This is a genomic window from Dickeya sp. Secpp 1600 (assembly GCF_003049805.1).
GTDB classification, from domain to species: Bacteria; Pseudomonadota; Gammaproteobacteria; order Enterobacterales; family Enterobacteriaceae; genus Dickeya; species Dickeya fangzhongdai.
This window is the reverse complement of sequence record NZ_CP023484.1, coordinates 1,379,130-1,393,487: the sequence shown is the minus strand read 5'-3', so window position 1 is coordinate 1,393,487 and position 14,358 is coordinate 1,379,130. Positions and strand designations below refer to the sequence as shown.

General features: G+C 58.4%; 15 protein-coding genes. 3 read left to right on the top strand and 12 right to left on the bottom strand.

The window, feature by feature from the left end:
- Positions 1 to 32: 32 nt before the first annotated feature.
- Genes CPA59_RS06385 through sdhC form a run of 4 tightly spaced genes read right to left on the bottom strand, consistent with a single transcriptional unit; the run spans position 33 to position 3,264 of the window.
- On the bottom strand, positions 33 to 749 hold the full coding sequence (locus CPA59_RS06385) for a succinate dehydrogenase iron-sulfur subunit (protein WP_038918317.1): 717 nt from the start codon (positions 747 to 749) through the stop codon (positions 33 to 35).
- An 18-nt stretch (positions 750 to 767) separates the two neighbouring features.
- Positions 768 to 2,534 (bottom strand): succinate dehydrogenase flavoprotein subunit, encoded by a 1,767-nt coding sequence (gene sdhA / locus CPA59_RS06380; RefSeq protein WP_038660815.1) that lies wholly within the window; start codon positions 2,532 to 2,534, stop codon positions 768 to 770.
- Positions 2,534 to 2,881 (bottom strand): succinate dehydrogenase membrane anchor subunit, encoded by a 348-nt coding sequence (gene sdhD, locus CPA59_RS06375; protein ID WP_033570062.1) that lies wholly within the window; start codon positions 2,879 to 2,881, stop codon positions 2,534 to 2,536. Before sdhD ends, sdhA begins: the two co-directional genes overlap by 1 nt.
- Entirely contained in the window at positions 2,875 to 3,264 is a 390-nt protein-coding gene (sdhC, locus tag CPA59_RS06370) for a succinate dehydrogenase cytochrome b556 subunit (RefSeq protein ID WP_038918316.1), read from the bottom strand. Before sdhC ends, sdhD begins: the two co-directional genes overlap by 7 nt.
- 646 nt (positions 3,265 to 3,910) lie before the next feature.
- Between sdhC and CPA59_RS06365 the strand changes: the two genes are divergently transcribed.
- On the top strand, positions 3,911 to 5,197 hold the full coding sequence (locus tag CPA59_RS06365) for a citrate synthase (protein ID WP_038660825.1): 1,287 nt from the start codon (positions 3,911 to 3,913) through the stop codon (positions 5,195 to 5,197).
- Positions 5,198 to 5,303: 106 nt separating this feature from the next.
- Here CPA59_RS06365 and nei read toward each other — a convergent pair whose 3' ends face one another.
- From nei to CPA59_RS06325, 8 genes are all read right to left on the bottom strand, one after another.
- Positions 5,304 to 6,092: an endonuclease VIII gene (gene nei, locus CPA59_RS06360; protein ID WP_107758905.1), complete on the bottom strand. Its 789-nt coding sequence runs from the start codon at positions 6,090 to 6,092 to the stop codon at positions 5,304 to 5,306.
- A gap of 11 nt (positions 6,093 to 6,103) precedes the next feature.
- Positions 6,104 to 6,841, bottom strand: coding sequence for a 5-oxoprolinase subunit PxpA (gene pxpA, locus CPA59_RS06355; protein WP_107758904.1), 738 nt, complete (start codon positions 6,839 to 6,841; stop codon positions 6,104 to 6,106).
- Positions 6,831 to 7,760 (bottom strand): 5-oxoprolinase subunit PxpC, encoded by a 930-nt coding sequence (pxpC, locus tag CPA59_RS06350; protein ID WP_038660834.1) that lies wholly within the window; start codon positions 7,758 to 7,760, stop codon positions 6,831 to 6,833. Before pxpC ends, pxpA begins: the two co-directional genes overlap by 11 nt.
- The gene (gene pxpB, locus CPA59_RS06345; protein WP_107758903.1) at positions 7,754 to 8,413 is read right to left on the bottom strand and encodes a 5-oxoprolinase subunit PxpB; all 660 of its coding nucleotides are present in this window, start codon (positions 8,411 to 8,413) and stop codon (positions 7,754 to 7,756) included. Before pxpB ends, pxpC begins: the two co-directional genes overlap by 7 nt.
- A gap of 69 nt (positions 8,414 to 8,482) precedes the next feature.
- Positions 8,483 to 9,226 (bottom strand): type 2 GTP cyclohydrolase I, encoded by a 744-nt coding sequence (locus CPA59_RS06340; RefSeq protein ID WP_107758902.1) that lies wholly within the window; start codon positions 9,224 to 9,226, stop codon positions 8,483 to 8,485.
- A gap of 31 nt (positions 9,227 to 9,257) precedes the next feature.
- The gene (gene phrB / locus CPA59_RS06335; RefSeq protein WP_107758901.1) at positions 9,258 to 10,688 is read right to left on the bottom strand and encodes a deoxyribodipyrimidine photo-lyase; all 1,431 of its coding nucleotides are present in this window, start codon (positions 10,686 to 10,688) and stop codon (positions 9,258 to 9,260) included.
- Positions 10,689 to 10,716: 28 nt separating this feature from the next.
- Positions 10,717 to 11,676: a 2-thiouracil desulfurase family protein gene (locus CPA59_RS06330; RefSeq protein WP_107758900.1), complete on the bottom strand. Its 960-nt coding sequence runs from the start codon at positions 11,674 to 11,676 to the stop codon at positions 10,717 to 10,719.
- Between the two features lie 266 nt (positions 11,677 to 11,942).
- Positions 11,943 to 12,149 carry a YbfA family protein gene (locus tag CPA59_RS06325; RefSeq protein WP_038918308.1) on the bottom strand — a complete coding sequence of 69 codons (207 nt, stop codon included), beginning with the start codon at positions 12,147 to 12,149 and terminating at the stop codon, positions 11,943 to 11,945.
- A gap of 438 nt (positions 12,150 to 12,587) precedes the next feature.
- Here CPA59_RS06325 and kdpF point away from each other — a divergent pair, with 438 nt between their 5' ends.
- Positions 12,588 to 12,662: a K(+)-transporting ATPase subunit F gene (gene kdpF / locus CPA59_RS06320; RefSeq protein WP_202428405.1), complete on the top strand. Its 75-nt coding sequence runs from the start codon at positions 12,588 to 12,590 to the stop codon at positions 12,660 to 12,662.
- The gene (gene kdpA, locus CPA59_RS06315; protein WP_107758899.1) at positions 12,662 to 14,347 is read left to right on the top strand and encodes a potassium-transporting ATPase subunit KdpA; all 1,686 of its coding nucleotides are present in this window, start codon (positions 12,662 to 12,664) and stop codon (positions 14,345 to 14,347) included. The genes kdpF and kdpA overlap by 1 nt, the downstream gene beginning before the upstream one ends.
- Positions 14,348 to 14,358 lie beyond the last annotated feature (11 nt).

Below are 14,358 nucleotides of genomic sequence, written 5' to 3'. Positions count from 1 at the left end.
GGGGGAACCGGTTTGTTACATGCGTCTGAAACTCAGGCGCTACGCTGCAACAGCATCGACTTGATATGGCCGATGGCGCGCGTTGGGTTCAAGCCTTTCGGGCAAACGCTGACGCAATTCATGATGCTGTGACAGCGGAATACGCTGAAAGCGTCATTCAGGTCGTCCAGACGCGCTTTGGTTTCCGTATCGCGGCTATCGATCAGGAAACGATACGCGGCCAGCAGACCGGCAGGCCCGATAAACTTATCCGGGTTCCACCAGAACGACGGGCAGGACGTGGAGCAGCAAGCGCACATGATGCACTCGTACAGTCCATCCAGTTTTTCCCGCTGTTCCGGCGATTGCAAATGCTCGCGCGCCGGCGGATTTTTCCCATTATTCAACAGGTAAGGTTTGATTTTCTCATATTGGGCATAGAACTGCCCCATGTCCACCACCAAATCACGCACAACCGGCAACCCCGGCAGGGGGCGGATCACAATTTTGCTATTGCCGTTACGCAGGGTGGACACCGGGGTAATGCACGCCAGCCCATTCTTGCCATTCATGTTCAGACCGTCAGAACCACACACCCCCTCACGACAGGAGCGGCGAAACGCCAACGTCGGATCCTGTTCTTTCAGGAGGATCAACGCATCCAGCAGCATCATGTCGCGGCCTTCTTCCGCTTCCAGCGTATAGTCCTGCATGCGCGGCGCACTATCGACATCCGGGTTGTAACGATAAACGGAAAATTCAACTTTCATCGCTTTCTCTCCGCACAATTAATAAGTACGCACTTTCGGCGGGAACGCCGGGCGCAGTTTAGGCTGCATGTTCACCTCACGGCGCGTCATGCTTTCGGTTTGCGGTTGATACAGCGAATGACACAACCAATTCTCGTCATCACGATCAGGATAGTCGAAGCGGCTGTGAGCACCACGGCTTTCAGTGCGGAAGTTTGCCGATACCGCAGTGGCGTAAGCGGTTTCCATCAGGTTGTCCAGCTCCAGACATTCGATGCGCTGGGTGTTGAACTCGCTGGAAGTATCGTCCAGACGGGCATTGTTGAGACGCTCGCGGATCACTTTCAGCTCTTCCAGCCCTTTCGCCATCGCATCGCCTTCGCGGAATACCGAGAAGTTATTCTGCATGCAGGCTTGCAGCGCCTTGCGGATCTCCACCGGGTCCTCACCGGAACGGGTATTGTTCCAACGGTTGAGACGTTCCAGCGAGGCGTCGACATCGGAATCGCTGGCGTCGCGGGTATCGCCCTGTTCGGCCAGAGATTCCTGCAGGTGCATACCGGCGGAACGACCGAACACCACCAGGTCAAGCAGCGAGTTGCCGCCCAGACGGTTGGCGCCGTGTACGGAAACGCAGGCGATTTCGCCCACGGCGAACAGACCCGGAATCACCACGTCTTCGCCCTTCTCGTTCACGGTCAGCGCCTGGCCGGTTACCTTGGTCGGAATACCGCCCATCATGTAGTGGCAGGTCGGAATAACCGGAATCGGCTCTTTCACCGGGTCTACGTGCGCAAAGGTACGGGACAGTTCCAGAATGCCCGGCAGACGGGATTCAAGAACGTCCTTGCCCAGATGGTCCAGCTTCAGTTTGGCGTGCGGCCCCCACGGGCCATCGCAGCCCCGGCCTTCGCGGATTTCGATCATAATGGAACGCGCTACTACGTCGCGCCCCGCCAGATCTTTGGCGTTCGGCGCATAGCGCTCCATGAAACGCTCGCCGTGCTTGTTCAGCAGGTAACCGCCTTCACCGCGGCACCCTTCGGTCACCAGCACGCCGGCGCCGGCGATCCCCGTCGGGTGGAACTGCCACATTTCCATGTCCTGCACCGGCACGCCAGCGCGCAACGCCATGCCGACGCCGTCGCCGGTGTTGATGTGGGCGTTGGTGGTGGACTGATAGATACGGCCTGCGCCGCCGGTCGCCAGTACGGTGGCACGGGCTTTGAAATAAACGACTTCGCCGGTTTCGATGCAGATGGCGGTACATCCCACCACCGCGCCATCCTGGTTTTTCACCAGATCCAGCGCATACCATTCGGAAAAGATCGTGGTATGGTTTTTCAGGTTCTGCTGATACAGCGTGTGCAGCAACGCGTGACCGGTACGGTCCGCCGCCGCCGCGGTGCGGGCAGCCTGCTCGCCGCCGAAATTCTTGGACTGACCGCCGAACGGGCGCTGATAAATGCGGCCGTCATCCAGACGGGAGAACGGCAGCCCCATGTGCTCCAGTTCCAGAATCGCCTCCGGACCGGTTTTGCACATATATTCAATCGCGTCCTGGTCACCGATATAGTCGGAACCTTTCACGGTGTCATACATGTGCCATTCCCAGTTATCCTCGTGGGTGTTACCCAGCGCCACGGTAATTCCGCCCTGAGCGGACACGGTATGGGAACGAGTCGGGAACACTTTTGATAACAGGGCGCAGGACAGGCCCATCTGGGAAATCTGCAGCGCGGCGCGCATACCGGCACCACCCGCGCCGACGACAACGGCATCAAACTCTCTGACTGGCAAATTCATTACGCACCCCACACCACAACAGTTCCATAAATGACGTACACCAACAACGCGACCACGATAGCCAGCTGCAAAGTCAGCCGGACGGCCAGCGGTTTGATGTAATCAGTCAGCACCTGCCACATCCCGATCCAGGCATGGACCAGAATGGCGAACAACGTCAGCAGGGTGAATACCTTGGTGAGGTGCATGGCGAAGAAACCACGCCAGATTTCATACGTGATGTTACCGGCGCTGGCCACAAAGCCAACGATATACAGGACATACAGCACGATGACGATGGCAGAAGCGCGAAGTAATAACCAATCGTGTACGCCATTACGCCCCAATGCGGAGGCATTGCTTACCATACGAGGACTCCAGCCAAAAATGAAAGCACGACAGTAATAATGAAAGAGGTTTTTGCAGAACGTGATCCCGCCGCGAAATTTTCTTCGATGTAGCCGAAATCCATCAGCAGATGGCGCAGACCACCTACAATATGATAGGCCAGCGCGGTCAGAATGCCCCAGACAATGAATTTCACGATGAAGCTGTCCATGATGGCCGCCGCCTGGACAAACCCTTCCTGCGAAGAGAGGGAGAGACCGAGCAGCCACAACAGAATACCCACAGCAACAAACGTAATAACGCCGGAGACACGGTGAAGAATAGATGCTATCGCGGTAACGGGGAACCGGATCGTCTGCAGATCCAGATTGACAGGTCTTTGTTTTTTCACGGGTTTGCCCACACAGCTTTTATTATTTTCTTCCTCCGGACCTGTTGTGGGGTCAGACAGTGTGGACGGTGAGATGATGTTTGTCTCTGTCAATGCGCGCCTGAATCATGATCCTTTTCTTCAGTCGCACAAACCGATCACACTGGGTGCTCCTACTGCAGGGTATTCCGGAGACCTGGCGGCAGTATAGGCACTTCACATTCTTATTACAATTACCCTACAAACTGTTTGGGCACATTTGCCCTGAACAGTGAGTAAGATCACGAATTTCACAATTTATATAAAATTAATTATCTGATTTGACAAATCTTAAACATTTAAATTACAACTAGGACCCAAGAAACCTTTTGCCCTGTTAAAGCTCATCGGTAGCTCTTTCCCATTCACCAAAGTTATGTAACAGTGGGAAACAAAGTCCCCGGAAAAGTGATAAGTACTAGCTACAATTAGAGCAGGACAGGGTTAATGCCCAGGCTGGGAGAGCACGTGTTCACCCTGACTGTGGCCGCCTGACATATGGTCAACTCTGTACCCCGGTCTTCTTGCAGACCGCAGAGTGACGTCTGGTCTGTTTACTTTGTCCAGTGTGCGGGCATGACGGTATTTCTGCAGTGACGAATTTTTAAAATTAAAGATTAAAGCGCTAAGGAGACTGTAAATGGCTGATAAAAAAGCAACGCTTACCATAGACGGTAAAGAGTCTATTGAGCTGAATGTCCTGTCTGGTACGCTTGGCAACGACGAAATTGATATTCGTAGCCTCGGTTCTAAAGGTTATTTCACATTTGACCCCGGTTTTACCTCTACCGCGTCCTGTGAATCCAAAATCACTTATATTGACGGCGATGTGGGCGTACTGCTGCACCGCGGCTATCCCATCGCGCAACTGGCGGAAAAATCCAACTACCTGGAAGTCTGCTACATCCTGCTGTTTGGCGAAGCGCCGACGCAGGAACAGTACGACACCTTCAAGACCACCGTTACCCGCCATACCATGATTCACGAGCAGATCACCCGCCTGTTCCACGGCTTTCGCCGTGACTCCCACCCGATGGCGGTGCTGTGCGGCGTGACGGGCGCACTGGCGGCGTTCTACCATGACTCGCTGGACATCGGCAACGAACGTCACCGCGAAATCGCCGCCTATCGCCTGCTGTCGAAAATGCCGACCGTGGCGGCCATGTGCTACAAGTACTCCATCGGCCAGCCGTTCGTGTATCCGCGTAATGACCTGTCCTACGCTGGCAACTTCCTGCACATGATGTTTGCTACGCCGTGCGAAGAATACGTAGTGAATCCGGTGCTGGAACGCGCTATGGACCGCATCCTGATTCTGCATGCCGATCATGAACAGAACGCGTCCACGTCCACCGTGCGTACCGCCGGTTCTTCCGGCGCCAACCCGTTCGCGTGTATCGCCGCGGGCATTGCTTCGCTATGGGGGCCGGCACACGGCGGCGCCAACGAAGCCTGTCTGCGTATGCTGGAAGAAATCAGTTCCGTCGAGCACATTCCAGCCTTCATCAAACGCGCCAAGGACAAGAACGACTCGTTCCGCCTGATGGGCTTCGGCCACCGCGTGTATAAGAACTACGACCCGCGCGCCACCGTGATGCGCCAGACTTGTCATGAAGTGCTGAAAGAACTGGGCACCAAGGATGACCTGCTGGAAGTGGCGATGGAGCTGGAAAATATCGCACTGAACGACCCGTACTTCATCGAGCGCAAGCTCTACCCCAACGTGGACTTCTACTCCGGCATCATCCTGAAAGCCATGGGCATTCCGTCTACCATGTTCACGGTGATTTTCGCGATGGCGCGTACCGTCGGCTGGATCGCTCACTGGAGCGAAATGCACGGCGAAGGGCTGAAAATCGCCCGTCCGCGCCAGCTGTACACCGGCCACAGCGAACGCGATTTCGAGCCATCAGTTACCAAGCGTTAAACGCAGCCGCCCTATCTGGTGGTTAGCAGTGAAAAGGTCGGGCTCAACCCGACCTTTTTTATTTGCATTTCATACCGTTCGCCGCACCGGTCCCCTCACCCGCGTATCATTGCTGGCAGTGCGGGCAGGCATAAAACGGTCGTGACGCCACCAGGCTTTTCACAATAGGGTGACCACAGCGCTCGCAGGGTTTCCCATCCAGATGAAACACGTGAAAACGGAATAACGCGCCATGATGACGATTCTCATCGTCTTCCGAACCGCGAGTCTGGTACGACAATCTGGGAATCTCCAGCAGCATGCGGCTTAACATCGCCAGTTCAGTCTCGCTGAGATCCGCCGCCCGCCGCGTTGGCGCCAGCGCTGACGCCCACAAAATTTCCACCCGCAGATAATTGCCAAGCCCGGCCAAAAATCCCTGATCCAGCAACAGGGTACCGAGTTGCCTGCGGCAAAAGCGCGCCGACAGCAGCCGTTCCCGCACCTCGTCGACCGTTAATGACTCATCCAGCACGTCCGGCCCAATCCGCTGTAAAAAAGGGTGAGCCGCCAGCTGTTCGGGCGTCAGCATAGTGATATCAGAGGCGCTGTAGAGCGAAACGGCATTATCGGCGGTATCCAACCTGACTCGCAGCTCCCGGCGGGTATCGGGCGGCTGTTTTCCCACACGCCAGACCCCGTACAGCTGATTATGGCTGTACATGACCACGTCATTGGAGAACCAGGTCAACAGCGCCTTGCCACGGGTGACGATACGTTCAACCTTTTCCCCCATCAGCGTTGCTTCGTAGGGTTTGAGTTCAGGAAAAGCAAACCACACGCCAGTCAGCGTTTTTCCCACCACTGCGGCAACCAGCCGATCGGCGGCACGTCGAATTTCGGGGCCTTCGGGCATCCTCTCCTCCGTTATCGGGCCGTAACCTGTATGCCATACAGGGTGAAGCTTTCTCGTAACCGGCGGGCGAAGATCAGCGCGTGAGCGTTATCGCCGTGCAGACAGACCGTTTCCGCCTGCACCGCGACCCAACTGCCATTGCTGGCGCGAACCCGCTGACGCTGCACCATTTCCAGCGTCTGAGCCAGCGCCAGTTCATCGCTGCTGATCACGGCGGAGGGCTGATCGCGCGGCACCAGCGAGCCATCAGCCTGATAGCTGCGGTCGGCAAACACTTCCTGACGAGTCTTCAGCCCGGCTCGTTTACCGGCACGAATCAGCTCGCTACCCGCCAGACCCACCAGACACAGCGACGAATCCACCGCCGCCACCGCGCGGGCAATGGCATCCGCCAGCGCCGGCTCGCGCGCCGCCTGATTGTAGAGCATGCCGTGGGGTTTAACGTGAAACAGGCGTGCGCCTTCCGCCTTGACGATCGCCGCCAGCGCGCCAATCTGGTACACCACCTGCGCGTAAACCGTTTCCGGCGGCAGGTTCATGGCCGAACGGCCGAAGTTTTCGCGATCGGGAAAGCTCGGATGCGCGCCAATCGCCACGCCATACTGGATGGCCCAGCGCACCGACTGGCGCATCAGGTCGGCGTCGCCGGCATGAAAACCGCAGGCAATATTGGCGGAACTGACCAATTGTAACAGTGCCTCATCGTGCTGGCCGCCTTCTCCCAGGTCGGCGTTCAAATCAATTACCATGCAGCCTCCAGGCCAGTTGTTCCAGATAGCGATGTTGCTCCTGCAATGCCCGTAGCGCGTCATCCGGCGAGCAGCGAATAAAATGCACCGGTTCGCCCAGGCGCAACTGCGCCATGTTGTACAGGTCAGCCTCAATCACGCAACCGATGCGCGGATAGCCGCCGGTCGTCTGGGCATCGGCCATCAGCACAATCGGCTTGCCGTTATGGGGCACCTGAATCACCCCCGGCAGCAGACCGTGGGACAGCATTTCCCGGTGATTTTCACGCATCAGCTCCGGCCCCAGCAGGCGATAGCCCATACGGTTGCTCTGTGGGCTGAGATGCCAGCCGGTGCGCCAGAAATTGTCGCGCGCCTCTTCGCTGAACTCCTGATACTCCGGTCCCGGCAACACCCGCACCCGATTGCTGAACAGCAGTTGCTTAACCCCGACGGAACGGCCGGGTAAACGCCGCGGTTTTCCCAGCGGCAACGTATCGCCGTCCGCCAGCGGGCGTCCTTCCAGCCCGCCAATTCCCGCCTTCAGGTCGGTGCTGCGGGATCCCAGCACCTCCGGTACCGCGATTCCGCCGGATAGCGCCAGATAACTGCGCATGCCGTTACGTGGCGAACGCAGGCGCAACGTCTGCCCCGCTTTCGCCGCAAAACACCAGCCGGTCCATAGCGTTTTGCCGTCTAATGTGGCGTGACAGTCGGCCCCGGTCAGCGCAATCCAGCACGGTGTGGTGAAGGTGGCAACCAGTTGCCCCAGCGTAATTTCCAGCGCCGCCGTGTCCGTGTCGTTCCCCACCAGCAGATTGGCGAGCTTCAGCGCCGGGCTATCCAGCGCGCCGCACTGGCTGATGCCCAGTTGCCGCCACCCCGGGCGCCCGAGATCCTGCACCGTGGTCTGCAATCCTGCCCGGATAATCTTCAGCATATTCCCTCCCGCTGCGGAACAAAGCGTACCCGATCACCCGGCCTCAACAACGTCGGCGGCGTCTGCGTCGGCTGGAACAGGGCCAGCGAGGTGCGGCCAATCAGTTGCCAGCCGCCCGGCGTACTGAGCGGATAAACGCCGGTCTGGCTGCCGCCGATCCCTACCGAACCGGCGGGCACCAGCACCCGAGGTTCGGCGCGTCGCGGCGTGGACAGCGCCTCATCCAACCCGCCGAGATACGGGAAACCGGGTTGGAAACCGAGGAAGTAGACCACATAGCGCCCGGCGGCATGACGTTCCACCACCTGTTGCGCGGTCATGCCGCAATGCTCCGCCACCACGTTCAGATCCGGCCCTTGTTCGCCGCCGTAGATCACCGGAATCGCCACGTCGCGCTGTGGCACGTCGGTAAGCGATTCGCTCTCTTCCCACCAGCGCTGTAGCCGTTCGATAGCATCCAGCGCCTGCCGACGCGGATGCCGGAGCACCACCGTCAGGTTATTCATACCGGGGATGACTTCACTGACGTCGTCGTGCCCGGCCAGACGCTCCGCCAGCCCCCAGATTCGTTGCTGGCTTTCCAGTCGCAGCGGCGGCTCCAGTTCCAGCACCACCGCTTTCTCACCCAACAGATAACAGCGTGCGCGTTGCATCCTTCCTCCAGCCTGATGTTGTCTGTCTTATCCCGCCGCCGTCATGGTGTACGGCGTCCGACTGTTCAATTACGCCGGGTTAGGGATATCAATGAATGTCACGTCAAAACCATGTTGCGACGCCAGCCATTCGCCCAGCGCGCGGATCCCGGCCCGCTCGGTGGCGTGATGGCCGGCGGCATAGAAATGCAGCCCCATTTCACGGGCGGTGTGGATGGTTTTCTCCGATACCTCGCCGGTGATGAAGGCATCAACGCCGAAGTCAGCCGCCTGATCGATAAAACTCTGCCCGCCGCCGGTACACCAGGCGATACGCCCGATCTGCGCAGGCGCATTGTCGCCGCTATGCAACACCGGCCGCTCCAGCGCCGTTTCCAGCCTCTGACGCAAGTCGTCGCCGCTGCAAGGCTGGGGCAGTTCGCCGTATGGCAACAGCGATTCAATCTCGCCCAGCACCCGGATCCCCAGCATCGCCGCCAGCCGGGCGTTGTTGCCGACTTCCGGATGAGCGTCCAGCGGCAGGTGGTAGCCGTACAGGTTGAGGTCATTAGCCAACAGGGTCTTCAGGCGCTGACGTTTCATGCCGCGCACCACCGCCGGCTCGTTGCGCCAGAAATAGCCGTGATGCACCAGCACCGCGTCGGCCTGCTGCGCCACGGCGGCATCCAGCAACGCCTGACAGGCGGTGACGCCGGTGACGATGCGCCGCACCTCGCTGCGCCCTTCCACCTGTAGCCCGTTGGGCCCGTAGTCCTGAAACGCCGCCACATTGAGAAAACCGTTGATCAGGCTTTCCAGTTCGGTATTACGCATAGCTTGTGCTCCTTTCTGTCTTCAGTGGCGATCATGCCGTTTCGCCGCTTTTCGCGGCTTCAAATGCCGCCAGCGTGCGCGTGCGCGCCTGTTTGTGATCGACAATCGGCAAGGGATAGTCGATGCGCCGCTGCTGGCGCACGGCCCAGTCGTGAGGCTGATGAACGGCCTTGCCCGGAACCTGCGCCAGCTCCGGTACCCAGCGCCGAATAAACACGCCTTCCGGGTCGAAGCGCTCGCCCTGCGTCGTCGGGTTGAAAATACGAAAATAAGGCGCGGCGTCGGTGCCGGTGGATGCCGCCCACTGCCAGCCGCCGTTATTGGCGGCCAAATCGCCGTCCAGCAGTTGGCTCATGAAGTAACGTTCGCCTTCACGCCAGTCGATCAGCAGGTCTTTCACCAAAAAACTGGCGCAAATCATCCGTAACCGGTTGTGCATCCAGCCGGTCTGGTTCAACTGACGCATCGCCGCATCAACGATGGGGTAGCCAGTCTCTCCCCGTTGCCACGCCGCCAGTTCGTCCGGCGCGTTGCGCCATGCCACGCGCCGCGTCCAGCCGATAAACGGCTGGTGCTTGCACAACGCCGGGCTGAACACCAGCAGGTGGCGGTAAAACTCGCGCCATACCAGCTCATTGAACCAGGTAAACGCGCCGCTTTCCGACCGGACCAGCCAGTCCGGGTGTTCCATCGTTAAGCGATTGAAACACTGACGCGGCGACAATACCCCCAGCGCCAGATACGGCGACAGCTTGCTGGTGGCAGCCAGTGCGGGCAGGTCGCGCTGTTCATGGTAGAACATCACCTGCTCACGGCAGAACTGGCGTAGGCGCTGCAAGGCCGCCGGCTCGCCAGCCGGAAAATCGGCATCAACGTCGGTTTGCGGATAGTCGAACGGCGCCAGCGACGCCAGCGTGATGTCGCCCTGTCGGCGAGCAGCCGGTGCGGGCACCGAACCGACATCGCTTTGTTGCAATCGTTTGAGAAAGGCGGCGCGAAATGGCGTAAATACCTTGTACATGTCGCCGGAGCCGGTGACCACGCTGCCGGGCGGCAACAGCAGGCTGTCGTCAAATCCCCGGCATTCGGTCACGCCGGTCAGCGCTTGTTCCAGTTGTTGGTCGCGCTGGCGTTCATTCCATTCATACTGACGGTTGTAAAACAGACGCGTCACCTGACGCTCGCGGCAGAAATCGGCCAGCCAGCGTACACTGGCGGCGAAATCATCGCACTGATGGTAGTGCAGCGGGATGCCCTTCTCCCGCAGCGCCTGTTGCACACCACGCAAATTGTCCAGCAGAAACGCCGCCTGACACGGCGCCATGACATGGCTGGCCCACTGTTGCGGCGTGGCGATAAACACCGCCTCAACCCGTGCGTCGGGATCCTGGCAGGCAGCGTGCAGCGCCAGATTATCGGTAAGGCGTAAATCGTGACGAAACCAGACCAGATGTGTGGTCATGAACCATCCTTAACGTACTGCTGAAAAATTAATGCCCATAACGTAACCGCAGCGCCTCCGGGTAAGGATCAAAATAGCGCTGCTGCGCCAGCCAGGCATCCGGGTACTCCGCCATGTAATGGCGCAGCAGGGTGAGCGGCGCCAGCAACGGCTGCATGCCCTGACGATAGCGATCGATCAACTGGGTCAGTTCCTGCCGCTGCCCGGCGGTCAACTGACGGCGAAAATACCCCTGCACATGCATCAGCACATTGGTGTGATTGCGCCGGGAAGCCGGGCGCGACAGCAGCGTCATAAATCGCAGCCGGTACTGCGCCGCAAACGCCTCCAGCGAATCCCACTGGTCCATCGCGGCGACGAACGGCCCCAGTTCGCGGTACTCCGGCTGCGAATGCGCCAGCAACAGCAGCTTGTAGCGGCTGTGGAAGCTCATCAGCGCGCCGCGGCTCAACCCTTTTTTCCATAACTGGTTGAATTCATGCAACGCATAGACCCGGGCAATGAAGTTCTCACGCAGCGCCGGATCATGCAGGCGACCGTCTTCTTCCACCGGCAGCCACGGCAACGTTTCCCTTACTTGCTGGGTAAACAGCCCCACCCCGCTTTTACGCGCGTTGTTCTGAGCGGCATCATAAATTTTAACCCGTTCCATACCGCAGCTCGGCGATTTGGCGCAAACGATATAACCGCACAGGTGCGCCAGTTCCGCCGCTTTTTCAGCGGAGAACGCGGCCATGTTGTCCGTCACATCCAGCCCGGAACCATTGCTGGCCAGCAGGCGCAGGCGCCCTTCATCCGACTTAACCAGCCGCAATGCCGGACGCGGCACCGGCAAGCCGATCGCCATCTCCGGGCATACCGGTTCAAAATGAAAATAGGGAGCAAGCTGCCCAACGGCAAAGGCCAGTCGTTTATGCCCGCCATCAAAACGCACCGGATTGCCAAGCAGGCAGGCGCTGATGCCAACGGGAATCAGATCGGCTGTCATGGTGTCCCCTGTATTAAAAGAGAGTGCTATCTCAATAGCATAGCGGAATTATCCCGCTTTCCCCGGAAGATAAACGTTACAGTCAGCGCATCCGCGCCGCGACTAACTGGCAAAATCATAACAGAGCGCGCCACGGCTACGCAGAGGGAAGCGGTCAGATATTCAGCAAAAGAAACAAGAAAAAGGGTACCAGCGGTAATAACAGCGCAAACAGCACAGAAAGGAAGAACAGCCGCCAGGCGGCTTTCCTGAACGAGCGGGGTCAATCAGTAAAAATAGCCGGCGGCATGCTCCGACTGTTCCAGCCACACCGGCTTATCGCTGGTCTTTAGCCAAACGCGATGCAGGTAGCTGTAAAAACGGGAACGGCCACGCCAGCACAGCATCACCGGCAGCGCCAGAATCCCCACCAACACCACGCCGATGCGGCGCAAGGCGACCCGGTACCAGGGATAAACAACGTAGGACATCATTAACGCCTCCTGATTAAACGGTTTACTTTTGATTAAATTTTACACTCATCGGACCAGATAGCAACACGAGAATTAACTATTTTTCCATCAACATCAATAAGTTAAATTATGGTTAATTTTTTGATTCTCAATGGTTACACATCACTAACCCACGCTAAAAAATCTGCCAGCCGGAATGCACCGACGCCTGCGCTCTTCTCTGGCATATCAGCAGCCTAACTGACGTATCTTTCACCATTTTTATACTTTTTTTACGCCCGCCTCGTGGAAATTTGCACCTTCTTTTTTCCGCTCTGCGTAGCCTGAACGCCGTAGGAAGAATCCCATTTCTCAGGCGCGCCTGACCAGTTAATGCCGTTGCACGGTGCGCCAGATAAGGGAAACGACCGGATGATAGCGAGTCAACACCGTTGGAGGTGACCTGTGAATATTGGCCTGATGGCAGGCGGTATGCTGGTGGTACTACTGCTGGTTTATCTTTTTTATGCATTGCTCAACGCGGAGGAATTCTGATGCCCAGCGATGCTTTTTTATTGATCGTCAGCCTGTTTGCGATCCTGCTGGTGCTGGCACAGCCGCTCGGCCAGTTTATGGCGCGGCTGGTGGAAGGCGAAACCGGCCGCATGCGCCGTTACGAGCTGGGCGCGGCCCGGCTGTGTGGTTTTTCAACCCGTGAAATGGGATGGCAACACTACACCGGCGCGATTCTGGTGTTCAACCTGTTGGGTATCGTGCTGCTGTTCCTGATGCTGGCGTATCAGGATCATCTGCCGCTGAACCCGCAGCAGATGCCGGGCCTGTCCTGGCATCTGGCGCTCAACACCGCGATAAGTTTTGTGACCAACACCAACTGGCAGGCTTACAGCGGGGAAAACACCCTGAGCTATTTCAGCCAGATGGTGGGGCTGACGGTACAGAATTTCCTGTCTGCCGCCACCGGCATCGCCGTGGCTTTCGTGCTGATGCGCGCCTTCGCCCGCCGCACTACCCACGAACTGGGCAACGCCTGGCTGGATCTGCTGCGCATCAATCTGTATCTGCTGCTGCCGATTTCACTGCTGCTCAGCCTGTTCTTCATTAGTCAGGGCAGTATTCAGAACTTCCTGCCCTACCAGCATCTCACCACGTTGGAAGGCGCATCGCAGGTGCTGCCGATGGGGCCGCTGGCCTCGCAGGAAGCCATTAAAATGCTGGGCACCAACGGCGGCGGTTTTTTAGGCGCCAACTCGGCTCATCCGTTCGAAAACCCGAACGCGCTGACCAATTTCGTGCAACTGCTGTCCATCCTGCTGATTCCGGCGGCGCTGTGCTTTACCTTCGGCCGGGTGGTGAATGACCGTCATCAGGGCCATACCCTGCTGTGGGCGATGTCGCTGATGCTGATCGCCGCCACCGCGGTAGTGATGTACGCCGAAGTGAGCGGCAATCCGCATCTGTTGTCGCTGGGCGCGGACAGCGCGCAAAACATGGAAGGCAAGGAATCCCGTTTCGGCATTCTGACGTCAGCCTTTTTCGCCGCCATCACCACCGCCACCTCCTGCGGCGCGGTCAACGCCATGCATGACTCGTTTACCGCGCTGGGCGGCCTGATCCCAATGTGGCTGATGCAGATTGGCGAAGTGATCTTCGGCGGCGTAGGTTCCGGCTTCTACGGCATGCTGGTGTTCGTGATGCTGACCGTGTTTATTGCCGGGCTGATGATCGGCCGAACCCCGGAATACCTCGGCAAGAAAATCGAAGCCTGGGAAATGAAGATGGCGGCGCTGGCGATTCTGATCACCCCGGCGCTGGTATTGTTGGGCACCGCGCTGGCGCTCGGCACCGAAGCCGGCCGCGCCGGCATCCTGAACCCTGGCGCACATGGCTTTAGCGAGGTGCTGTACGCCTACTCCTCGGCCGCCAACAACAACGGCAGCGCCTTTGCCGGCCTTAGCGTCAACACCCCGTTCTATAACCTGACGCTGGGTATCGCGATGCTGCTGGGCCGCTTCTCGTCGCTGATTCCGGTGCTGGCGATCGCCGGTTCGCTGGTGGCGAAAAAACGCCAGCCGGAAACCAAGGGATCGTTGTCCACCCGTGGCCCGCTGTTCATCGGTCTGCTGATCGCCATCATTTTGCTGATTAGCGCGCTGAACTTTATTCCTGCCCTGGCACTCGGTCCAGTTGCCGAGCATTTACAGTCAAGTCTGGTTCACTGAGCCGGAGAAAG